This window comes from Ruegeria meonggei (genome assembly GCF_900172215.1).
Lineage (GTDB): Bacteria > Pseudomonadota > Alphaproteobacteria > Rhodobacterales > Rhodobacteraceae > Ruegeria > Ruegeria meonggei.
In genome coordinates this window covers 107,307-129,684 of the sequence record NZ_FWFP01000005.1, presented here as the reverse complement: position 1 = coordinate 129,684, position 22,378 = coordinate 107,307, and the positions used below count along the sequence as shown (strand labels likewise).

Here is a 22,378-nt window from a genome sequence, read left to right as displayed (position 1 = left end):
AACCTGTCCTTTACCCTCAGCCCGGAAACATAGACGAATTACTATGCCATGCGGGGAACGGTCGTGATCAACTGGACCAGAGTCATACAGCTGCGCGATGAGGTTGGTGCCAGTGAATTCGGTGAAGTGGTGCAGATTTTCTTTGATGAAGTTCAGGAAGCCATCGAGCGACTGAACAATGATACCGCCCGGCGTGACCTTGAGCAAAACTTGCATTTCCTCAAAGGCAGCGCGCTTAGCCTCGGGTTCGACCGGTTTTCCAGATTATGCCAGGACGGAGAGCGCAATGCCGCAGCCGGCAACCCGGCAGAGGTCGATCTGCCTGCCATTCTAACGGCTTATGACGAATCCCGCAGAGCGTTTCAGGCCGAGCTGACGGCCAATCTGGCCTAGATCACGAACTGCGCCAGGGTCTCATCCTCGGTGATGTCGGTATAGGTGAATCCCGCCTCATCCAGATGCGCAAACAAGCGGGCAAAGTTCTCGGGCTTGCGGGTTTCGATCCCGATCAGAACCGAACCAAAATTGCGCGCCGATTTCTTCATATATTCGAACCGGGCGATGTCGTCTTCGGGGCCCAGAATGCCCAGAAACTCTTTCAACGCACCGGGGCGCTGCGGCAGACGCAGGATAAAATACTTTTTGACGCCGGAATAGCGCTGCGCGCGTTCTTTCACTTCGGGCAGGCGTTCGAAATCGAAATTGCCGCCCGACGTGACACAGACCACGGTCTTGCCGCGGATAAAGCTCTGCACATCGCCTATCGCTTCTATCGCCAGCGCACCGGCCGGCTCCAGAACGATGCCTTCGACATTCAGCATCTCGATCATCGTGGTGCAGATGCGGTCCTCAGACAGGACCAGAACATCTGACAGGTGACGGTCTTTCAGCAATTCAAACGGCTTTTCACCAATTCGCCCCACCGCCGCACCATCGACAAAATTATCGACGCGGTCCAACGCAACCGGATGCCCTGCCGCCATCGCGGCGTGCAAGCAGGCCCCGCCTTTGGGTTCGACAAACAGGCAATGCGTGCGATCCCCGAACCAAGTTGCCACGCCCGAGGACATGCCACCCCCACCCACCGGCAGGATGACATGATCAGGCACAGCCCCCAACTGCACCTCAATCTCAACCGCCAACGAGGCCTGCCCTTCGATCACATCCTCATCATCAAACGGCGACAGGAAATACCCGCCCTGCTGCGTGCACCATGATTGCGCAGCGGCAAGCGTGTCGTCGAAGTAGTCTCCGATCAGGTGGATTTCGATATTGTCGCCACCAAAGATGCGGGTCTTCTGTATTTTCTGCTGCGGCGTGGTCACCGGCATGAAGATCACACCCTTCACACCCAGGTGCTTGCACATAAAGGCCACACCCTGTGCGTGATTGCCGGCGCTGGCGCAGACGAACAGCTCTTGCCCTTGCTGTTTGCGCATGGCGTTGAAGGCGCCGCGGATCTTGTAGGACCGCACCGGGCTGAGATCTTCGCGTTTAAGCCAGATATCGGCACCATAGCGGTCGGACAAATGGGCATTGCGCTGCAACGGCGTGGCCGGAAACACAGTGCGCATCGCCTGTTCGGCTGTGCGGGCGCGGGTCATGAATTCGCTCATGATCGTTTCAGTGCCGCATCACTGCGACAAGGGCAAGGAATACATATGTGTACGCAAGTCAGGTGAGTTCGCGTTTCTCGACGAAGACGCCGTACATCGCGGTCAATACACTTACATTCACCAGCGACATCACCAGTCCGATAATCGTCTGGCTTGCGATGCCCAATATTGGCAAAACCTGCAGGGCAAGAATGAGAATCCCTGCTAGACCCACCTGCACAAGCAAAAGGATTGTCGCAAGCAAGATCAGCATGCCATTGGTTCCGGCCGTCGCTTTTGCGGCTGCGCCCAAGCCCAAAGGCACTCCGATCGCGGCGGCTGGCAAAACTGGACTGAACCGAAGAAAGGCGACGTAGACCAGAACAAGCACAAAGAGCGGCACCACTTGGACGATAAGACCTAATCCGGGAATTACCGACAGTATCGCGCCGATCAGCACAACTGGCACCGCAAAACAGATCGCCGCGACAAACAGGACACCGAACAGCAATAACGTATATCCAAGGTACTCGAAAAACCGGTCCACCCGAAATGCAGGCACCCATCCAACCGGATACTCTTCAAGCAAGACGAAACGATGCCATGCGACAAAAATCCAAATGGTGACGAAAAAACTTGCGAGTGCGGTGCCAAGCACCAAAATCGCACTTTCTGGTGCGGCAGTTAAATCTGATGCGTTCAGCGTAACCGCGTCCGCGCCGGTGAAATGCAATACGGTTGTGCTGAAGACTGCCGCTGCAACACTGGGCACCAGCCCGATCTGAAGGGCCTGCTGCATATTGTTAAACACCATTCGCACTGAATGCGAAAAAATCGTCCAGCCCAGCATCCTGAAAACTACCCTTTCAACCAATCCTTGTTCTTGTTGCGCCCGTATCACCCCATTTACTGTGCCGCGTCAACGCACATAACTTGCCCCCGGTTGCAAAACCCGTTAGGGGCCAATCGTCTTACGAATAAGGGGAAGTCAGATGTCCGCGCCCAAGAAAGTTGTTCTGGCCTATTCCGGTGGCCTTGATACCTCGATCATCCTGAAATGGTTGCAGACCGAGTATGGTTGTGAGGTCGTGACCTTCACCGCCGATCTGGGTCAGGGAGAAGAACTTGAGCCCGCCCGCCAAAAGGCCGAGCTGCTGGGGATCAAGCCCGAGAACATCTATATCGAAGATATCCGCGAAGAGTTCGTCCGCGATTTCGTCTTCCCTATGTTCCGCGCCAATGCGGTTTATGAAGGGTTGTATCTTCTGGGCACCTCAATTGCCCGCCCACTGATCTCAAAGCGTCTGGTCGAGATTGCCAAGGCCACCGGCGCTGATGCCGTCGCCCATGGGGCAACCGGCAAAGGCAATGATCAGGTGCGGTTCGAACTGGCTGCATACGCGCTGAACCCAGACATCAAAGTAATTGCGCCGTGGCGCGAGTGGGATCTGACCAGCCGCACCCGACTGCTGGAATTTGCCGAAGCCAACCAGATTCCGATTGCTAAGGACAAGCGCGGCGAAGCGCCGTTTTCGGTTGATGCCAACCTGCTGCACACCTCGTCCGAGGGCAAGGTTCTGGAAGATCCGGCCGATATGGCACCCGATTACGTCTATCAGCGCACGGTCCACCCTGAGGACGCACCTAACGAGCCCGAATTCATCGAGATCGGCTTTGAAAAAGGTGACGCGGTCAGCATCAATGGTGAGGCGATGAGCCCGGCCACCATCCTGACCAAGCTAAACGAATATGGCGGCAAGCACGGTATTGGCCGCCTCGATCTGGTCGAAGGCCGCTTTGTCGGTATGAAGTCACGCGGCATCTATGAAACGCCTGGTGGCACAGTGCTGCTCGAGGCGCATCGCGGCATCGAATCCATCACCATGGACCGTGGCGCAATGCACCTGAAAGATCAGCTGATGCCGCAATACGCCGAGATCATCTATAACGGCTTCTGGTACTCGCCCGAGCGTGAGATGCTGCAGGCCGCCATCGACAAGTCACAGGAACATGTCACCGGCACCGTGCGGCTGAAGCTGTACAAGGGCTTGGCGTCAACCGTAGGTCGGTGGTCGGATCACTCGCTTTATTCTGAAGAGCACGTGACCTTTGAGGACGACGCCGGTGCCTATGATCAAAAAGACGCGGCCGGATTTATCCAGCTGAACGCGCTGCGCCTGAAACTGCTGGCGGCACGCGACAAACGGCTGTCAAAGTAACCAAGTCTCTGCATTCCCGTAAAAAAGCCCCGGCCATAACGCGCTGGGGCTTTTTTGTTTGCGCTGCCTCAGGTCCCGTGGGGTCAATCTTGCCCATCGCCTGAACCCGCTTTACGCAGAGGCCAATTAGGGAAGGGGATTTCATGCTTCAGGACATCGCAGACGGGATTCAAAAAGGCCTGAAAGGTCAGAGCTTTGACGGCTCGCTCAAATTCGATTGTGGCGATGCCGGTGTGATCGTTTTGGCCGGCAATCAGGCCAGCACACAGGATCAGGACACCGATTGCACGATCCGCATTTCGCAGGAAAACCTGACCAAACTACTGACCGGTAAGCTGAACCCTATGACTGGCGTGGCGCTGGGAAAGCTCAAGATTTCGGGCAATATGGGTGTGGCGATGAAACTGGGGCAGTTGCTGGGCTGAGGGTCGATAAACTCGTCTCACCACCCCGTGACAAACGATGTCAGACGATTGCGCAATTGGTGATCACAGGGCAGCTTGATCCCTGAAGGAGACTTGCCATGACCCGCATCGCTTATCTGGACTACGCTAAACCAGCGCTTTTGTTTGCTGTGATTACGCTGATTGCCATGTTGCGTGCCTTGCCCGCACCCGCTGCGGGGACGGATACCCTGACCGTGGCTGGCGGGTGTTTCTGGTGCGTCGAGTCCGATTTCGAATCCGTACCGGGTGTGGTCGGTGCCGTTTCAGGATTTGCTGGCGGTAAAACCGCCGATCCGACCTATGATCAGGTTACCAAGGGCGGCACAGGACATTACGAGGCCGTCCAGATCACCTTTGACCCGGCCCGCGTTTCCCGTGAAACACTGCTGAACATGTTCTTCCGCTCCGTCGATCCAACTGATGCGGGCGGGCAGTTCTGTGACCGCGGTGACAGCTATCGCACAGCCATTTTCGTCTCTAATGCTGGGGAAAAGGCGCTCGCGGAACAAGCCAAAGCAGACGCCCAGCGGGCGTTGGGACAAACAGTGGTGACCCCGATCCTGCAGGAAGGCGCGTTTTACCCTGCCGAGGCGTATCATCAGGATTACTACAAAGGCAGCAAACTGGTGTTCACCCGTTTTGGCCCCAAACGTCAGCTCAATGCCTATAAAGCGTATCGCAAGGCCTGTGGACGCGACGCCCGTGTAAAGCAATTATGGGGCAATGACGCGCCGTTTGCCGGGTCTTAATCGAACCGCGCCTCGCGCACCTCTTTCAAATCCGGAATGACATCCGCCGTTCCGTGCCGCGTTACCATCAGGGCTGCGGCACGGTTCGCTTGAGTAATCGCCTGTGCCATTGGCATTCCGTGGTCCATTCCGGCCAGAACATAGCCCGTGAATGTATCCCCCGCGCCTGTGGTATCCACCGCCTGCACCTTATGGGCCGGGAAATTCGATGCCGTGCCCCGCAGGTAATACCGCGCGCCTTTTGATCCCAAAGTCACGATCACATGCTCGATGTTCAGATCAGTCACCGACTTTCCAGTCGCCGCACGCAGCTGTTCTGCTTCGACCTCGTTCAGGATGAGGAAATCCAGATAGGGCAGCACGGCCAGAACCGCATCGGCCTGAAACGGCGCAGCGGCATAGCAGATCGTCAAGCCCAGCTTCCGGCCCGTTTCTGCAGCCTCGACTTGAAGGCTGGTTTCGTTCTGCATCACCAGCAGATCACCTTGTGCAGCAGATGACAGCGCCTGCCCCAACTGATCCTGCGAAATCGCATGATTTGCGCCGGGAAACAGAATGATATTGTTTTCGCCCTGTGCATCCACCGCAATTATGGCGTGGCCCGTGGGCACCTTGGCCTGCTCAATATGGCGGGTATCAACGCCGTACTCGGTCAGGCGATCCAGCGCCCAGCGCCCGTCTGGCCCGATAGCACCGATATGTGCTGTCCGTGCCCCGGCGCGTGCGGCCGCCACCGACATATTCGCACCCTTGCCTCCCAAAAACCGATCCAGACGATTGGCCGACAGTGTTTCCCCCGGTCCGGGCAGATGCGGTACGTCATAGATCATATCCGCGTTGATCGAGCCGAGGTTCCAGATCGTCATGTCTTATCCGATATCACAGGAGGCCAGAATGGCCATGTTCAGAATGTCATTTGCGGTCGACACGGTCGAACAGATTTGAATCGGCTTATCGATGCCCGACAGGATTGGGCCGATGACGGTCGCGCCGCCCATTTCCTGCATCAACTTTGTCGAAATTGATGCTGAGTGCCGAGCCGGAACAATCAGGATATTCGCCGGGCCGGTCAGGCGCTGGAACGGATAGCCAGCCTGCTGATCGACGTTCAGGGCCACATCCACGGTCATTTCACCTTCGTATTCGAAATCGACACCGCGCTGGTCCAGAACCGCCGGCGCGCGGTGCATCTTTTCGGCCCGCTCCGAGACCGGATAGCCAAAGGTCGAGAAACTGACAAACGCAACACGCGGCTCCAGCCCCATATGACGGGCTACGGCAGCAGAGCGTTCAGCAATATTCGCCAGATCGTTTTCATCCGGCCATTCATGCACCAGCGTATCGCCAATCAGCACGATCCGTCCCTTGTGCAGCAGGGCTGTCACACCTGCCGCGCCATAGGTCGCGTCGGCATCAAACACATGGTTGATGCGGTCCAGCACATGCGCAGATTTGCGTGTGGCCCCGGTGACCAGACCATCGCCATGCCCATGCGCCAGCATCAGGGACGAGAATACATGCCGGTCCCGCGCCGCCAGACGGTAGATATCCTTGCGATCGAACCCCTTGCGCTGCAGGCGTTTGTAGAGGAAATCCGTATATGCCTCGAGATGCGTGGTGTTGGCGGCATTGACCACCTCCAGCTCGCGCACCGCGTCGCCTAGTCCGGCCTGTTCCAGCTTTTGTTTGACGTCATCGGGACGACCAACAACCAGCGCCTTGCCAAAGCCAGACCGCTGATAGGTCACAGCAGCGCGCAACACTCGCGGATCGTCGCCCTCGGCAAAGATCATCCGACTTTGGGCTGCACGGGCACGTGCGTTCAGACCGCGCAGAATACTGGCGGTTGGGTCCATCCGGGATTTCAGGCTCAGCTCATAAGCGTCCATGTCGATAATTGGACGCCGGGCCGCACCGGTATCCATCCCGGCCTTGGCAACCGCAGGCGGGATACGGTGGATCAGGCGCGGATCAAATGGCGTCGGGATGATGTAGTCGCGGCCAAAGGCCAGCGTTTTTCCATAGGCCATCGCGACCTCATCCGGCACATCCTCGCGTGCCAGATTGGCCAATGCATGGGCGCAGGCGATCTTCATCTCGTCATTGATGGCACGGGCGTGAATGTCCAGCGCACCGCGGAACAGATAGGGAAAGCCCAAAACGTTGTTGACCTGATTGGGATAGTCACTGCGACCCGTGGCGACGATGGCGTCCACACGCACCTCATGTGCCTCTTCCGGAGTGATTTCCGGGTCTGGGTTGGCCATGGCAAAAATCACCGGGTTGTCGGCCATGCTGGCAACCATATCCTGCGTCACAGCCCCCTTGACCGACACGCCCAGAAACACATCCGCACCCTTCATTGCGTCTTCCAGACTGCGCAGATCGGTGGTGATGGCGTGGGCCGATTTCCACTGGTTCATCCCCTCGGTTCGGCCTTGGTAGATCACGCCCTTGGTGTCACAAACGATGCAATTGTCGTGCCGTGCGCCCATGGCCTTGAGCAGCTCTATACAGGCGATCCCAGCGGCCCCCGCGCCGTTCAGGACAATCTTGACGTCTTCGATCTTTTTGCCCGAGATATGCAGCGCGTTCAGCAGCCCCGCCGCACAAATCACCGCCGTGCCATGCTGATCATCGTGAAAGACCGGGATATCCATCTCTTCTTTCAGGCGTTGTTCGATGATGAAACACTCGGGCGCTTTGATGTCCTCAAGGTTGACACCACCAAAGGTCGGCCCCATCAGGCGCACGGCGCGGCAAAACTCGTCCGGGTCCTCGGTGTCCAGCTCAATATCGATCGAGTTCACATCGGCGAACCGTTTGAACAGCACCGACTTGCCCTCCATCACCGGTTTTGACCCCAGCGCGCCCAGATTGCCAAGGCCCAGAACAGCCGTCCCGTTTGAGATCACGGCAACCAGATTGCCCTTGTTTGTATAGTCATAGGCGGTTTCCGGATTTTCCGCGATGGCCTCGCAGGGAACAGCCACGCCCGGGCTATAGGCCAGCGACAAATCACGCTGCGTGGTCATGGGGACGGTGGCCTGCACCTCCCATTTGCCGGGGGTGGGGTCCAGGTGAAAGGCCAGCGCCTCTTCTTTGGTGATCTTCGCTTTGGGCATTTTCGGGGTCGTTTCCATGACTTCGGGGCTGATGCGTCATAGCGCAGGCGGGGCTGCGTCTCAACGACAATACGTTTTCACCTTTCGTCACGGGTGGGGGATTTGTAAGGTCGCGCCCGGAATACGCCAAAAGGGGGCCGCCTTTGTCCACAGTCACGCCAATGATGGCGCAATATCTTGAGATCAAAGAGGCCCATGCCGACGCTCTGCTGTTCTATCGGTTGGGCGACTTTTACGAGATGTTCTTCCAGGACGCGGTCAACGCCGCCGAGGCGCTGGATATCGCCCTGACCAAACGCGGCAAGCACAATGGCGAAGACATCCCGATGTGTGGCGTACCGGTCCATGCCGCCGAAGGGTATCTGTTGTCGCTGATCCGCAAGGGGTTTCGCGTCGCCGTTTGTGAACAGATGGAAAGCCCGGCTGAGGCGAAGAAAAGAGGCTCTAAATCAGTCGTAAAGCGCGATGTTGTCCGTTTGGTCACCCCGGGAACGCTGACCGAAGACGCGCTGCTTGAGGCCCGCCGCCACAATTTTCTGGCCGCATACGCCGAGGTGCGGGATGAGGCTGCGCTGGCCTGGGCCGATATCTCAACCGGTGCGTTTCATGTGATGCCTTTAACATCCGTGCGCCTCAGCCCGGAGCTGGCGCGGCTGGCCCCGTCCGAGTTGATCGTGGCCGACGGCGCCGAACAGGCATTGCACGAACCCGCCAGTGATCTGGGCATTTCGCTGACCCCTATCGGGCGCGCCAGCTTTGACAGCACCGCCGCCGAAAAGCGTATCTGCGCGCTGTTTCACGTCGGCGCATTGGATGCGTTTGGCAATTTCGGGCGCGCTGAAGTGTCCGCGATGGGCGCGCTGATCGACTATTTGGAGATCACGCAAAAGGGCAAACTGCCGCTGCTGCAAACACCCCAGACCGAATCCGGGGACCGCGTGGTGCAGATCGATGCCGCAACGCGCCGCAATCTGGAGCTGACCCGGTCCCTGTCAGGGGGACGCCCGGGATCGTTACTGTCGGTTGTTGATCGCACTGTAACACCGGGTGGCGCGCGGCTGTTGGAGCAGCGCTTGTCCAGCCCGTCGCGTACATTGGACGTCATACACGCCCGTCTGGATGCGGTGAGTCTCGCGACCGAAGACAGTCTGATCGCACAGGATATCCGCGATGCGTTGCGCAAAACCCCCGATCTTGACCGCGCCCTGTCGCGCTTGTCATTGGAACGCGGCGGCCCCCGCGATTTGACCGCTATCCGAAACGGGTTGACGCAGGCTGAGGCAATTGCCGAACTGGGTAGTAAACACGACCTGCCGGTTTTACTGGCCACCGCCGTGCAAAACCTGGTTGGTTTCGACGATCTTCTGACCTTGTTGGATGAGGCACTGGTCGCCGAACCGCCGCTTCTGATGCGAGACGGCGGATTTATCGCGCCCGGATTCGACAGCGAGCTGGATGAGGCCCGCACCCTGCGCGACGAAGGCCGCTCGGTCATTGCCGGGTTTCAGCAAAAATACGCAACCGACACCGGCATCACCTCGTTGAAGATCAAGCACAACAACGTTCTGGGCTATTTCATCGAAACCACCGCGACCCATGCCCAGAAAATGCTGAGCCAGCCGTTCAGCGAAACATATATTCACCGCCAGACCACCGCCAATCAGGTCCGGTTCACAACAGTTGAGCTGTCTGAAATTGAAACGCGCATCCTGAACGCGGGAAATCTGGCGTTAGAAATCGAAAAACGGCTCTATCAAAGGCTTACTGGCGAAATACTGGATCACGCCGCGCGTCTGAACCAAGCCGCCCGAGGGCTGGCAGAACTGGATCTGACAACCGCCCTGGGTGATTTGGCACGCGCCGAGAATTGGTGCCGCCCAAAAGTAGATACCTCGCGTTCGTTTGACATTCAGGGCGGGCGTCACCCGGTTGTCGAACACGCGTTGCGTCAACAAGGCGGTGATGCCTTCGTGGCCAATGATTGTGACCTGAGCGCTGATACCGGCGCTGCCATCTGGTTGCTGACTGGGCCCAACATGGCTGGTAAATCGACTTTCCTGCGCCAGAATGCCTTGATCGCCCTATTGGCCCAGATGGGCAGCTTTGTTCCGGCGGAACACGCGCATGTCGGCGTAGTCAGCCAGCTGTTCAGCCGTGTAGGTGCGTCGGATGATCTGGCGCGGGGACGGTCGACCTTCATGGTCGAAATGGTGGAAACCGCCGCGATCCTGAACCAGGCAGATGACCGGGCCCTGGTTATTCTGGATGAAATCGGTCGCGGAACGGCCACCTATGACGGGCTATCCATCGCCTGGGCGACGCTGGAACATCTGCACGCATCCAATCAATGCCGCGCGCTTTTCGCCACGCACTATCACGAACTCACCGCCCTGGCTGGAAAACTCGAAGGGGTCGAAAACGCCACTGTTACGGTTAAGGAATGGGAAGGCGAGGTGATCTTTTTGCACGAGGTCCACAAGGGTGCCGCCGACCGGTCTTATGGCGTACAGGTCGCGCAACTCGCCGGTCTGCCCGCATCTGTGGTTGACCGTGCGCGGGTTGTTCTGGATCAGCTGGAAAAGACCGAACGGGAAGGTGGCAAGCAAAAAGCGCTGATCGATGATCTGCCGTTGTTTTCCGCCGCTCCTCCTCCGCCGCCGGCGCCAAAAGCGTCTCCGGTCACAGGAATTCTGGACGAGGTATTGCCGGACGAGCTGAGCCCGCGTGAGGCATTGGACCTGATCTATAAACTGAAAGAGGCGGCCAGAACCTGACCGCCTCAACAATTCCTGTTCCGAAACCGGCTTAGCTTGCGGGGGTCGACGAGACGCCCACTTGCGCCGGGCGCAGCAGGCGGTCATACAGCATAAAGCCTTCGGCCGAGACCTGAATTATGTCGCCAGCGCGGGTTCCGGGAACCGGCGCTTCGAACATCGCCTCATGCACATTAGGATCGAACCGGTCGCCGACCTCGGGGGTGATAACCTCGATCCCGTGTTTCTGAAACACGTCCTTGAGGGCGCGCATGGTCAGCTCAACGCCTTCCAACAGCGGTCCCGCGACCTCTTTTTGTTCGTCGGTCGCGGCCTCTAGCGCGCGCTTCATGTTGTCGTACACCGGCAGCATGTCCCGCGCCAGTTTTGACCCACCGTATTGCTCTGCGTCTCGGCGGGCCTTATCGCCGCGCTTGCGCGCGTTCTCGGCATCCGCCAACGCGCGCATGAACTTGTCTTTGTAATCGTCCCGCTGAGCGCGCAACTCATCAAGTTCCAGCGCTTCATCGCTGATCTCAGCAAATTCTTCAGCCAGCTCTTCAGCTTCCGCGGACATGATATCGTCCAGAAATTCTTCGTTCTTGGGCTCTGCCATCTCTTACCCTCTAGCTCCGGTCGGAAATCAATTTGCCAACCAGTTGCGCCGTATAATCCACGATCGGCACGATCCGTCCATAGTTCAGACGCGTGGGCCCAATGACCCCAACCGCACCAATTATCTTTCGATCAGCGTTCATATATGGAGACACCACCAAAGAGGAACCCGAAAGTGAGAAAAGTTTGTTCTCAGAGCCGATAAAAATGCGCACACCCTCGCCTTCTTCGGTCAACTCAAGGAATTCGGCGATATCGCGCTTGCGTTCCAGATCGTCAAATAGTGTCCGGATGCGGTCCAGTTCCTCGGCCTCACCCGGTTCACCCAGCAGATTCGCCCGTCCACGCACGATCAAACGGGCCGAGTCGCCGTCATCCCCGTCCCATGCAGCCATGCCGCTATCGACCATTTGCCGCGCCAGAACGTCAATTTCCTGTTTGCGGGCATCGATCTGTGACAGCATCTGACGCCGCACTTCGCTGATCGTACGGCCCTCGATCAGGGCATTCAGAAAATTGGCGGCTTCGCGCATCGAACTTGGCGTTTGCCCAGGCGGTGGTGTGAACAGACGGTTTTCGACATGACCATCCCCAAATACCAGAACAACCAATGCCCGATCATGCGCCAGTGAGACAAACTCGATGTGTTTGATCTCGGATTCCTGCTTGGGGGTCAGAACCAGGGATGCACCATGTGTCACGTGTGACAAGGCCGATCCCACGCGGTCCAGCATGCCGCCCACATCGCCTGCGTTAGAGCCTAATGTCTCATCCAGTTTCTGCCGATCGTCCTTGCCCAGATCACCGACCTCAAGCAATCCGTCCACAAACATGCGCAGCCCCTGCTGGGTTGGTATCCGCCCCGCGCTGATATGAGGGCTGTCGAGTAGGCCCAGAAACTCAAGATCCTGCATCACATTGCGCACCGTCGCGGCGCTGACTTTTTCTGACAAAGTACGGGTCAGGGTGCGGCTGCCGACCGGCTCACCACTGTCCAAATAGCTCTCGACGATCAACCGAAACACCTCTCGCGACCGGTCATTCATCTCATCCAGAATCTTGCTTGCTTCGCTCATCTGCCATCCCTTGCTGGATTGTCATTAAATAGCAGGCCTGTGAAAGGTCAATCGGGGTTGCATCGTAACGCCACGGGGCGGTATCCCCAAGCCAGCAAACAAAGGATTTCCCATGCGCCCTTCTGGACGAGATTTAAGCGAAATGCGCCCGGTTTCAATTGAGACTGGATTCACCAAACATGCCGAAGGTTCCTGCCTGATCAAAATCGGCGACACCCATGTATTGTGTACCGCCACGATCGAGGACCGCGTGCCGCCCTTCATCAAGGGTTCTGGGCTGGGTTGGGTCACCGCAGAATACGGCATGCTGCCCCGTGCGACCAATACCCGGATGCGGCGCGAAGCAGCCAGCGGCAAGCAAGGCGGCCGCACCGTGGAAATCCAGCGCCTGATCGGGCGTTCCCTGCGGGCCGGCGTCGACCGCGTTGCGCTAGGTGAGCGTCAGATCACCGTCGATTGTGACGTGATCCAGGCCGATGGCGGCACCCGCTGCGCCTCGATCACCGGGGGATGGGTTGCGCTGCGTCTTGCAGTGAACAAGCTGATGAAAACGGGTGACGTGATTTCCGATCCACTGGTCGATCCGGTTGCTGCTGTGTCCTGCGGTATCTATGCTGGTCAGCCAGTTCTGGATCTGGATTACCCAGAAGACAGCGAAGCGGGCGTGGATGGCAATTTCATCATGACCGGATCAGGCAAACTGATCGAAGTCCAGATGTCGGCAGAGGGGTCCGTTTTTAGCCGCGATCAAATGAACCAGCTGATGGATCTGGCGGAAAAAGGCGTGGGCGAGTTGGTTGCCGCGCAGAAGGCTGCCACCGCATGACCCGTAAGTTCGACGGCGACAGGTTGCTGGTGGCGACTCACAACAAAGGCAAGCTTGAAGAGATGGCGCATCTCCTCAGCCCTTTTGGAGTGAGCGTCGTGGGCGCGGGTGAAATGAACCTGCCCGAACCGGAAGAAACCGAGGATACATTCGTCGGCAACGCCCGGATCAAAGCCCATGCTGCTGCCAAGGCCACCGGCCTGCCTGCCCTGTCGGACGATTCGGGAATTACAATCGACGCGCTGGATGGCGCACCAGGTGTTTACACCGCGGATTGGGCAGAAACCGGAAATGGGCGCGATTTCCTGATGGCGATGACACGGGCCTATACAGAGCTTGAGGCCAAAGGCGCCGCGCATCCACGTACAGCGCAATTCCGCAGCACGCTGGTTCTGGCCTGGCCTGATGGGCATGACGAAGTTTTCGAAGGCATCGCCCCCGGTCATCTGGTTTGGCCCATCCGTGGCGAGGGTGGCTTTGGCTATGACCCAATGTTTGTCCCCGAGGGTCACGACATTACCTTTGCCGAAATGGATCGCTGGGAAAAGAACAAGATCAGCCATCGCGGCCGCGCGGTGGACATGTTCGTGAAGGGCTGTTTTGACGGATGATTGGCGCAACGGGGGCTTTGGCCTATACGTGCACTGGCCATTTTGCGAGGCCAAGTGCCCCTATTGCGACTTCAACAGCCATGTTTCGAAGAATATAAATCAAAAACAATGGCTTACTTCTTATTTGAGCGAACTTCATCGCGCGGCTGCTGAAACCCCTCACCGCGTTTTGAATACGATCTTCTTTGGCGGGGGGACGCCTTCACTGATGGAGCCTGAAACGGTTGCTGCGGTCATCGACACGGCCCGTGCCTTGTGGCGACCTGCCAATGACATGGAAATCACGCTTGAGGCCAATCCCGGCTCGGTCGAGGCCGGGCGGTTTGCGGCGTATCGCGATGCCGGTGTCAATCGGATTTCGATGGGGGTTCAGGCCCTGGATGACGATGACCTGCGTCGACTGGGACGGATCCACACGGTGGCCGAGGCCCGCGCCGCCTTTGATGTCGCGCGCAATTGCTTTGACCGTGTAAGTTTTGATCTGATCTATGCCCGTCAGCACCAAACGCTGAACGCCTGGCGCGCTGAACTGACCGAAGCCCTGTCGATGGCAGTGGATCACTTGTCACTGTACCAACTGACCATCGAAGACGGCACCGCCTTTGGTGATCGCTATGCTATCGGCAAACTGCGCGGACTGCCCGAAGATGACAGTGCCGCAGACATGTATCTGGCCACGCAAGAGATCTGCGAGGCGCATGGGCTGCCTGCCTACGAAGTCTCAAACCATGCGCGCCCCGGCGCGGAATCACAGCATAACCTGATCTATTGGCGCTATGGCGATTATGTGGGCATTGGCCCCGGAGCGCATGGGCGCATCACGCTGGACGGCCAAAAACTGGCGACTGAAACCTATCTGTCCCCCAACGCATGGCTTACTGCTGTCGAAAACGGATCTGGTGAGAAAGAACGCACAGAGCTTTCGCGACAGGATCAGGCCAACGAATATCTCATGATGGGGATGCGTATTACAGATGGACTAGATATAGATCGGTTTGAGACCTTGTCAGGGCAACCGCTGCGCCAGGACAAGCTGTCTGACCTGATCGAATACGGTATGGTTACCCATGCAGACGAGCACCTTGTTGCAACCAAAAATGGACGTGCAGTGCTGAACGCTGTGATCCGAGAACTGTTGGGATAGATGATGCACTACATCTGGGCTACGTTGGGCTTGATCTGCGTCGGGCTGGCGGTGGTTGGCATTGCCCTGCCCTTGCTGCCAACTGTTCCGTTCTTGCTTCTGGCGACGTTCTTCTTCGCCCGCTCCTCAACCCGCTTGCATACCTGGCTGATCACCCATCGTACATTTGGGCCGATGATTCTGGATTGGCAGAATTCGGGCGCGATCCGACCAGCTGCAAAAAAAGCGGCCACCCTATCGGTCGCCGCTGTCTTTGGTCTGTCGATTCTGGTTTCCGTTCCAACGCAGGTTCTGATCATTCAGGCCGTTGTTCTGGGGGCAGTAATGACCTTTATCTGGACCCGCCCTAGCGGCTGAGCTTTGCGCACAGATCATCCAGCTGATCCAGGTTTTCGTAAGTCAGAAGCACTTGACCCGATTCCGTTCCAGCTTTGTGATTGATCACCACTTTCATCGCCAAAATAGCCGACAGGTCTTTTTCCAGAGCCCGTGTGTCCGCATCTTTGCCCGCATCCAGATTTCTGGCGCGTGGCGCAGGATTTTCCGGGTCCGCCTGTTGCTTCTTCACCAATGCTTCGGTTGAACGCACCGACAACCCGTTTTTGACAACCAATTTGGCCAGTTCTGACGGATTCTCTGCGGTAATCAGCGCCCGCGCATGACCTGCAGACAGTTTCCCTTCGATTACAAGGGCTTGTACATCCATGGGCAATGACAGCAACCGCAGCAGGTTCGCAATATGGCTGCGACTTTTTCCCAATGCTTCGGCCAGTTTTTCCTGGGTATGGCCGAAACGATCCATCAACTGCTTGTATCCGGCTGCCTCTTCCACCGCATTCAGATCAGCGCGCTGAATGTTCTCGATGATAGCGACTTCCAGAACTTCGGTATCGTCAAATTCGCGCACGATAACAGGTATGTCATGCAACTGGGCCATCTGAGCCGCACGCCAGCGGCGTTCGCCGGCCACGATTTCATAATCACCGCCGCTGGTTTCCCGCACGATCAGCGGTTGGATGATGCCCTTTTCCTTGACCGAGGCGGCAAGCTCATCCAATTGCGCCGCCGCAAATGTGCGACGCGGCTGGTTCGGGTTGGCACGCAGTTTTTCAATCGGAACCGTCAGATCGGGACGACGCGATTCAGACGTGGTCAGACCTTCTGTTTCCTGTGTCACATCCGCCATCAAAGCAGATAGTCCGCGGCCTAAACCTCTGGGTTTTGTTTTCTTGGCAACCACAGCGCCCTCCTCACTGCCGCTCAGGCGGCGACATTCTTGTTCTTGTGAATGACTTCTCGCGCCAGATGCCGATACGCCATCGCTCCCAACGACCCGGAATCATATTGCAGAACCGGTAAGGCGTAAGACGGCGCCTCGCTGACCCGCACATTTCTGGGTATTTTGGTCTTAAATACCATCTCACCCAGATTGTCACGCGCGTCCTTTTCGACCTGACGGGACAAGTTGTTGCGGTTGTCATACATGGTCAACACAACACCTTCGATTCTGAGATCGGGATTCGCAGTCTGGCGCACCTCTCGAATCGTCAACATCAGCTGGGACAGCCCTTCCAGCGCAAAGAACTCACTTTGCAGGGGAACAAGAACGGAATGCGCCGCAACCATGGCGTTGACAGTCAGCAAATTAAGCGATGGTGGGCAGTCGATCAGCACAAAATCAAGATCAAACTTGTCAATTGCGGTCTGACGCAATGCGTCATGCAGCAAGTAGCTGCGCTTTTCGTTGGAAATCAGCTCGATATCAGCCGAGCTCAGATCCACAGTCGCTGGAACCACAAACAAGCCTTCGATCTCGGATTCCTGAACCACTGCCTCTAGCGGTGCATCATCCAGGATCAGGTCGTAGGTCGTCCAATCCCTGTCCTCAACACCCAATCCGGTTGACGCGTTTCCTTGCGGATCGAGGTCGACAACCAGAACCCGGCACCCAGCTTCAGCCAAACCGGCGGCCAGGTTAATGGCTGTCGTCGTTTTTCCAACCCCGCCCTTTTGATTGGCAACCGCAATTATCCGGGGCCCTGAGGGACGAGACAGATCAACCACGCGAAACTCCTTTGATCCTTAGGATAACAGCTTGGGGTTCTGTTAAACTTGTAATCGGCTCGAACTGGAAACTCCATTGCTCACGCGCGTCTTCCAGCTCTTTTTTCCAGCTTGCGCCTTTCGGCAACAGAGCAGTACCTGTTTGGCTTAAATGTCTGTCACAAAAGGACATTAGCGTCTTCAAGTCGGCCAGAGCCCGGGCTGAAAGAATATCGGCGCTCATGGGATCAACTATTTCGATTCGTATTGAGAAAACTCGGCAGTTGGCACCGCACTCCCGCGCTACATTACGTAAAAAGGCAGCCTTGCGCTGATCACTCTCAACAAATGAGAACTGAGCCTGCGGAGCCTCTTCAATGGCAATGATTGCACAGACCATTCCGGGAAACCCACCACCGCTACCTAAATCACACCAATGCTGGAATGAATCGGCACAACGATACACTTGCACGGAATCCAGGATATGCCGGGTCCAGATATCGGCCAGGCTGTTTCGTGACACCAGATTGATCTTCGGATTCCAGCGCCGAACAAGCTCGACATAAGTATTCAGACGGTCAAATGTTTCACGTGAAACATTCATTTCCTCAAAAATAGCCGGATTCATGCCTTGCGCAGCCTTTGCCCGCGCCGAAGTCTGGCAAGCAGCAAGGTCAGCGCAGCAGGTGTCACACCTTCAACCCTTCCAGCTTGCCCAATATTGGCAGGTCGTGCTTGCGAGAGCTTCTGCTTCATCTCAGATGACAGACCCTCGAGCGTAAAATAGTCAAAATCCTGCGGAATCTCATAAGATTCATCGCGTTTCATCGCCTCAACGTCCTTTTGCTGCCGTGCGATGTAGTTGGCGTAAAGTGCATCCCGTTCGACCTGTTGACGGATATCTAGGTCGACAGTGGCCAAATTCGGTATCAATGGAACCAGGTCATCAAAGGACACATCCGGAAAAGCCAGGATCGCCATTCCATTGCGGCGATTTCCATCTTGGTTGATCGTAATTCCAATCGACCGAACCTCCTTTGGTGTATAAGTTTTCTCGGATAAAGTAGATTTCGCGGCCGTGAGTTTTTCCATTTTATTGCAAAAGCTGGATTTTCGGTTTTCGCTTACACATCCGATGTCGATACCCAACGGCGTTAGGCGTTGATCCGCATTGTCCGCGCGCAAGGAAAGACGAAATTCAGCACGTGATGTAAACATGCGATATGGTTCCACGACCCCTCGAGTGGTCAGATCATCAATCATCACACCGATATAGCTGTCAGCACGGGTAAAGTGGATAGGTTCACGCCCCGAAACGGCTAGTGCAGCATTGAGGCCCGCCACCATGCCTTGAGCTGCGGCTTCCTCATATCCTGTTGTTCCGTTGATCTGACCTGCTAGATATAGGCCCGGCGCCTCTGGCAATGACAAAGAAGATGTTAAAACTCGGGGGTCGACATAGTCATATTCAATAGCATAGCCCGGTTGCAGGATTTCAGCCGCTTCGAGGCCTTTGATGGACCGTACATATTTCTGCTGAACATCTTGAGGAAGTGAAGTTGAAATGCCGTTCGGGTAGATCGTGTGGTCGTTGACTCCTTCAGGCTCCAGAAAGATCTGGTGGGAGTCCTTATCGGCGAACCGAACAATTTTATCTTCGATAGACGGGCAATACCTGGGACCCACCCCGTCAATATGCCCGCCATACATCGCAGACCGGGAAAGGTTTTTCTCGATAATCTCATGCGTACGGGCATTTGTATGTGTGATTCCGCAGGAAATCTGAGGCGCAACTACGGACGTCGACAGGAATGAAAACAGGGTTGGGTCCTCATCACCATCCTGCCGCTCCAGATCCGACCAATCAATTGTGCGTCCATCCAGCCTTGGCGGCGTCCCTGTTTTCAGACGTCCCAAAGGCAGATTGAAGCCGTCCAACCGCTCTGCAAGTTTGACGGAAGGTCGATCTCCCATCCGACCGCCCGGACGCGATACGTCACCTATATGTATGACTCCACGCAAAAATGTGCCCGATGTCAGAATAACCGCGCTGGCATGAAGTTCTGATTTGTCCACCAGCTTGACCCCGCAGACACGGGATCCGTCCATCAAAAAATCGACGACTTCACCGATCACTACAGACAGATTTTCCTGTTCGTGCGTTTCCCTTTGCATCTCTGCGCGGTACAAGGCGCGGTCCACCTGTGTTCTGGGCCCCTGAACGGCCGGGCCTTTGCGTCGGTTCAAAAGACGGAATTGTATACCGGCCCGATCTGCAACACGTCCCATGACACCATCCAAGGCATCAATTTCACGAACCAAATGACCTTTACCCAAACCGCCTATCGCCGGGTTACAGGACATTACCCCAATATCTGAGGCCGACAATGTTACCAAAGCCGTCTCGGCCCCCATTCGGGCTGCAGCATGCGCAGCCTCGGTTCCGGCGTGACCAGCCCCAATAACGATAACGTCAAACTTCGAATGTTTCACGTGAAACACTCCTTACTTACCCAAACAGAAGCTTGAGAATATTTCATCAAGCAGGTCTTCCACCCCTATACGACCAACCAGCGCTTCTAATGCTCGGATGGCCGTTCTCATTTCTTCTGCTGCTATATCATACAGGTCTGGCCCCGATTCCAGAACAGCCAGTGCAGAGGCCAGCGACGTGTTGGCATTGTTCAGCGCAACACGGTGTCGTTCGCGTGTCGCTATACCATGACTGGTAGATCTAACCCCCAAGACACGCGATATGTGGTTTATCAAGTGATCAATGCCCTGACCTGTTTTTCCAGAAATTCCACCTTCTGTATCTTCTCGAAGATCGGATTTCGGTAGGACTTGTATATCCTCAGACAGCATGGACACACCCAATTCGCTTGGATTTTCGGTCAAAAACACGCGCAGATCCGCATCTTCTGCCCGCTTCCTAGCCAGCTCAATCCCAAGGTTTTCGACATAATCTTCGGTTTCGCGCAGCCCAGCTGTGTCCAGCAATGTAACCGGAAGCCCGGCAAGGTCCATTCGCACTTCGATCACATCCCTGGTTGTGCCCGCATATTCCGATGTGATTGCGGCCTTTCGCCCTGCCAATGCATTCAACAGAGTGGACTTGCCTGCGTTGGGTAAACCGACAATGGCAACTTCGAACCCGGTTCTGATGCGTTCTGCAATCTGCACACCTTCGGCCTCACGCTGCAAGTCCTGCATTACGCCGGTCACCAAGTCGCGCACTTCGGGAGTCACGTCCGTGGGTACCTCTTCGTCCGCGAAATCTATGACTGCCTCCAGCAATGAGGCCGCGCGGATCAGATCGCGTCGCCAACGCTCGGCCAAGGTACCCAACTCGCCGGCCAGTATCGTCTGGGCCTGCTTGCGCTGCGCCTCGGTTTCTGCGTCGATCAGGTCAGCCAGGCCCTCGACTTGCGTCAGGTCCATCTTGCCGTTTTCCAAAGCCCGGCGGGTGAACTCGCCGGGTTCTGCCAGACGCAACCCATCGGCTTCCGACAGGCACTGCATCACGACATTGACTGCGGCAGTGCTGCCATGGATTTGCAGTTCGGCCACATCCTCGCCGGTAAAACTGGCCGGAGCCCGGAAAGTCAGTACCAGACCATCATCCAAACGTGACCCGTCACCAGCATGCAGTGTGCGCACCCGCATTCCACGAGGCGGCAATACGCTACCTGTCAGATTAGCCGCAGCTGAATGGGCCAATGGGCCAGAAAGACGGATGACCGCCACGCCTGCTTTGCCTTGCGCGCTGGCCAAGGCGAATATCGTATCCATTCGAAGGCCTCGCGTTGTTTAAGACCTGTGTCAGGTGTTCATGGAATCGAAGAAATCACCGTTCGACTTGGTCTGTTTCAACTTGGACAACAGGAACTCAATTGCGTCGGTGGTGCCCATCGGGTTGAGAATGCGGCGCAGAACGAAGGTTTTCGCCAAATCGCCTTTGTCGACCAGCAGGTCCTCTTTCCTTGTGCCGGATTTGAGGATGTCGATGGCCGGGAACACACGCTTATCTGCGATCTTACGATCCAGAACGATTTCCGAGTTACCGGTGCCTTTGAATTCTTCGAAGATCACTTCGTCCATCCGGCTGCCAGTATCTATCAGCGCGGTCGCGATGATGGTCAGCGAACCGCCCTCTTCGATGTTCCGTGCAGCACCAAAAAACCGCTTTGGCCGTTGCAGCGCGTTTGCATCCACACCACCGGTCAGAACTTTACCCGAGGATGGCACCACAGTGTTAAACGCCCTACCAAGTCTTGTGATCGAGTCGAGGAGGATAACAACATCTCGTTTATGCTCGACCAGACGCTTGGCTTTTTCGATAACCATTTCGGACACGGCCACGTGGCGTGTCGCGGGCTCATCAAATGTCGAGGATACAACCTCACCCTTCACGGACCGCTGCATGTCCGTCACCTCTTCGGGGCGTTCATCAATCAGCAGAACGATCAGATAACACTCTGGATGGTTCTGTTCGATCGAATGCGCAATGTTCTGCAAGATGACCGTCTTACCGGTCCGAGGAGGCGCGACGATCAGCGACCGCTGGCCTTTCCCGATGGGTGAGACCAGATCGATCACACGGGCCGATTTGTCCTTGATGGTAGGATCTTCGATCTCCATCTTCAGGCGCTCATCTGGGTACAGCGGTGTTAGGTTGTCGAAGGCAACTTTGTGCTTGGCCTTCTCAGGCTCTTCAAAGTTGATCTTGGTGACCTTGGTCAACGCGAAATAGCGCTCGTTTTCGTCAGGGGCTTTGATATCGCCCTCAACCGTATCGCCCGTGCGCAACGAGTGCAGGCGGATCATATCCGGCGAGACATAGATATCGTCTGGACCCGGCAGATAGTTCGCCTCAGGCGAGCGCAAAAACCCGAACCCGTCCTGCAGGACCTCAAGCACACCATCGCCGCCGACGACCCAGCCCTCATCCGCGCGTTCGCGCAGGATCTGGAACATCATCTCGCCTTTGCGCATGGTCGAGGCGTTTTCGATCTCCAGCTCTTCAGCCATGGCCAGAAGGTCTTTGGGGCTTTTGGCTTTCAGGTCAGCCAGATTCAGGGATTCAGTTGTCATGATGATACGGACCTCGGCCGCAGGGTTCGCGGCACCAGAATGGAATTTCAACTTGGAAGATACGCCGCCCGGACGGGCGTGT

Annotated in this window: 21 protein-coding genes; 9 read left to right on the top strand and 12 right to left on the bottom strand. The window is 56.6% G+C overall.

What is annotated here, in order from left to right:
• The first annotated feature begins 63 nt into the window (after positions 1-63).
• Positions 64-393 (top strand): Hpt domain-containing protein, encoded by a 330-nt coding sequence (locus RUM8411_RS09665; protein ID WP_085822761.1) that lies wholly within the window; start codon positions 64-66, stop codon positions 391-393.
• On the opposite strand, the gene ilvA is transcribed toward RUM8411_RS09665, so the two are convergent.
• Together ilvA and RUM8411_RS09655 are read right to left on the bottom strand one after the other, a co-directional pair.
• Entirely contained in the window at positions 390-1,616 is a 1,227-nt protein-coding gene (gene ilvA / locus RUM8411_RS09660; protein WP_085822490.1) for a threonine ammonia-lyase IlvA, read from the bottom strand. The two genes, RUM8411_RS09665 and ilvA, sit on opposite strands and share 4 nt — an antisense overlap.
• A gap of 58 nt (positions 1,617-1,674) precedes the next feature.
• On the bottom strand, positions 1,675-2,445 hold the full coding sequence (locus tag RUM8411_RS09655) for a hypothetical protein (protein WP_085822489.1): 771 nt from the start codon (positions 2,443-2,445) through the stop codon (positions 1,675-1,677).
• Positions 2,446-2,587: 142 nt separating this feature from the next.
• Between RUM8411_RS09655 and RUM8411_RS09650 the strand changes: the two genes are divergently transcribed.
• The 3 genes from RUM8411_RS09650 to msrA all read left to right on the top strand — a co-directional run bounded on the left by RUM8411_RS09650 (position 2,588) and on the right by msrA (position 5,009).
• On the top strand, positions 2,588-3,814 hold the full coding sequence (locus RUM8411_RS09650) for an argininosuccinate synthase (RefSeq protein ID WP_085822488.1): 1,227 nt from the start codon (positions 2,588-2,590) through the stop codon (positions 3,812-3,814).
• A 143-nt stretch (positions 3,815-3,957) separates the two neighbouring features.
• Complete coding sequence (locus tag RUM8411_RS09645; RefSeq protein ID WP_085822487.1) at positions 3,958-4,239, top strand: SCP2 sterol-binding domain-containing protein; 282 nt, start codon at positions 3,958-3,960, stop codon at positions 4,237-4,239.
• Positions 4,240-4,337: 98 nt separating this feature from the next.
• Complete coding sequence (gene msrA, locus RUM8411_RS09640) at positions 4,338-5,009, top strand: peptide-methionine (S)-S-oxide reductase MsrA (protein WP_085822486.1); 672 nt, start codon at positions 4,338-4,340, stop codon at positions 5,007-5,009.
• On the opposite strand, the gene RUM8411_RS09635 is transcribed toward msrA, so the two are convergent.
• The gene (locus RUM8411_RS09635; RefSeq protein ID WP_085822485.1) at positions 5,006-5,875 is read right to left on the bottom strand and encodes a ribokinase; all 870 of its coding nucleotides are present in this window, start codon (positions 5,873-5,875) and stop codon (positions 5,006-5,008) included. The two genes, msrA and RUM8411_RS09635, sit on opposite strands and share 4 nt — an antisense overlap.
• A gap of 3 nt (positions 5,876-5,878) precedes the next feature.
• Positions 5,879-8,134, bottom strand: a complete 2,256-nt coding sequence (locus RUM8411_RS09630) for an NADP-dependent malic enzyme (protein WP_085822760.1) — start codon at positions 8,132-8,134, stop codon at positions 5,879-5,881.
• A 161-nt stretch (positions 8,135-8,295) separates the two neighbouring features.
• Between RUM8411_RS09630 and mutS the strand changes: the two genes are divergently transcribed.
• Positions 8,296-10,908, top strand: coding sequence for a DNA mismatch repair protein MutS (mutS, locus tag RUM8411_RS09625; RefSeq protein ID WP_085822484.1), 2,613 nt, complete (start codon positions 8,296-8,298; stop codon positions 10,906-10,908).
• Between the two features lie 31 nt (positions 10,909-10,939).
• Here the strand turns inward: mutS and RUM8411_RS09620 are convergent, their stop codons facing one another.
• Complete coding sequence (locus tag RUM8411_RS09620; RefSeq protein ID WP_085822483.1) at positions 10,940-11,503, bottom strand: nucleotide exchange factor GrpE; 564 nt, start codon at positions 11,501-11,503, stop codon at positions 10,940-10,942.
• A gap of 10 nt (positions 11,504-11,513) precedes the next feature.
• Positions 11,514-12,578 carry a heat-inducible transcriptional repressor HrcA gene (gene hrcA / locus RUM8411_RS09615; RefSeq protein ID WP_085822482.1) on the bottom strand — a complete coding sequence of 355 codons (1,065 nt, stop codon included), beginning with the start codon at positions 12,576-12,578 and terminating at the stop codon, positions 11,514-11,516.
• Between the two features lie 112 nt (positions 12,579-12,690).
• Between hrcA and rph the strand changes: the two genes are divergently transcribed.
• Genes rph through RUM8411_RS09595 form a run of 4 tightly spaced genes read left to right on the top strand, consistent with a single transcriptional unit; the run spans position 12,691 to position 15,516 of the window.
• Positions 12,691-13,404 (top strand): ribonuclease PH, encoded by a 714-nt coding sequence (gene rph, locus RUM8411_RS09610; RefSeq protein ID WP_085822481.1) that lies wholly within the window; start codon positions 12,691-12,693, stop codon positions 13,402-13,404.
• Positions 13,401-14,015 carry an RdgB/HAM1 family non-canonical purine NTP pyrophosphatase gene (gene rdgB, locus RUM8411_RS09605; RefSeq protein ID WP_085822480.1) on the top strand — a complete coding sequence of 205 codons (615 nt, stop codon included), beginning with the start codon at positions 13,401-13,403 and terminating at the stop codon, positions 14,013-14,015. The genes rph and rdgB overlap by 4 nt, the downstream gene beginning before the upstream one ends.
• The gene (hemW, locus tag RUM8411_RS09600) at positions 14,005-15,159 is read left to right on the top strand and encodes a radical SAM family heme chaperone HemW (protein WP_085822479.1); all 1,155 of its coding nucleotides are present in this window, start codon (positions 14,005-14,007) and stop codon (positions 15,157-15,159) included. The genes rdgB and hemW overlap by 11 nt, the downstream gene beginning before the upstream one ends.
• A gap of 3 nt (positions 15,160-15,162) precedes the next feature.
• The gene (locus RUM8411_RS09595; protein ID WP_085822759.1) at positions 15,163-15,516 is read left to right on the top strand and encodes a YbaN family protein; all 354 of its coding nucleotides are present in this window, start codon (positions 15,163-15,165) and stop codon (positions 15,514-15,516) included.
• Here RUM8411_RS09595 and RUM8411_RS09590 read toward each other — a convergent pair.
• Genes RUM8411_RS09590 through rho form a run of 6 tightly spaced genes read right to left on the bottom strand, consistent with a single transcriptional unit; the run spans position 15,506 to position 22,296 of the window.
• Complete coding sequence (locus RUM8411_RS09590) at positions 15,506-16,399, bottom strand: ParB/RepB/Spo0J family partition protein (RefSeq protein ID WP_085822478.1); 894 nt, start codon at positions 16,397-16,399, stop codon at positions 15,506-15,508. The two genes, RUM8411_RS09595 and RUM8411_RS09590, sit on opposite strands and share 11 nt — an antisense overlap.
• Before the next feature lie 20 nt (positions 16,400-16,419).
• Entirely contained in the window at positions 16,420-17,223 is an 804-nt protein-coding gene (locus tag RUM8411_RS09585) for a ParA family protein (protein ID WP_085822477.1), read from the bottom strand.
• On the bottom strand, positions 17,216-17,830 hold the full coding sequence (gene rsmG, locus RUM8411_RS09580) for a 16S rRNA (guanine(527)-N(7))-methyltransferase RsmG (RefSeq protein ID WP_085822476.1): 615 nt from the start codon (positions 17,828-17,830) through the stop codon (positions 17,216-17,218). Before rsmG ends, RUM8411_RS09585 begins: the two co-directional genes overlap by 8 nt.
• Complete coding sequence (mnmG, locus tag RUM8411_RS09575; protein ID WP_085822758.1) at positions 17,827-19,695, bottom strand: tRNA uridine-5-carboxymethylaminomethyl(34) synthesis enzyme MnmG; 1,869 nt, start codon at positions 19,693-19,695, stop codon at positions 17,827-17,829. Before mnmG ends, rsmG begins: the two co-directional genes overlap by 4 nt.
• Before the next feature lie 12 nt (positions 19,696-19,707).
• Positions 19,708-20,994, bottom strand: coding sequence for a tRNA uridine-5-carboxymethylaminomethyl(34) synthesis GTPase MnmE (gene mnmE, locus RUM8411_RS09570; protein WP_085822475.1), 1,287 nt, complete (start codon positions 20,992-20,994; stop codon positions 19,708-19,710).
• A 30-nt stretch (positions 20,995-21,024) separates the two neighbouring features.
• A complete protein-coding gene (gene rho / locus RUM8411_RS09565) occupies positions 21,025-22,296 on the bottom strand; it encodes a transcription termination factor Rho (RefSeq protein ID WP_085822757.1) in 1,272 nt (423 codons plus the stop codon).
• Between the last annotated feature and the right edge of the window lie 82 nt (positions 22,297-22,378).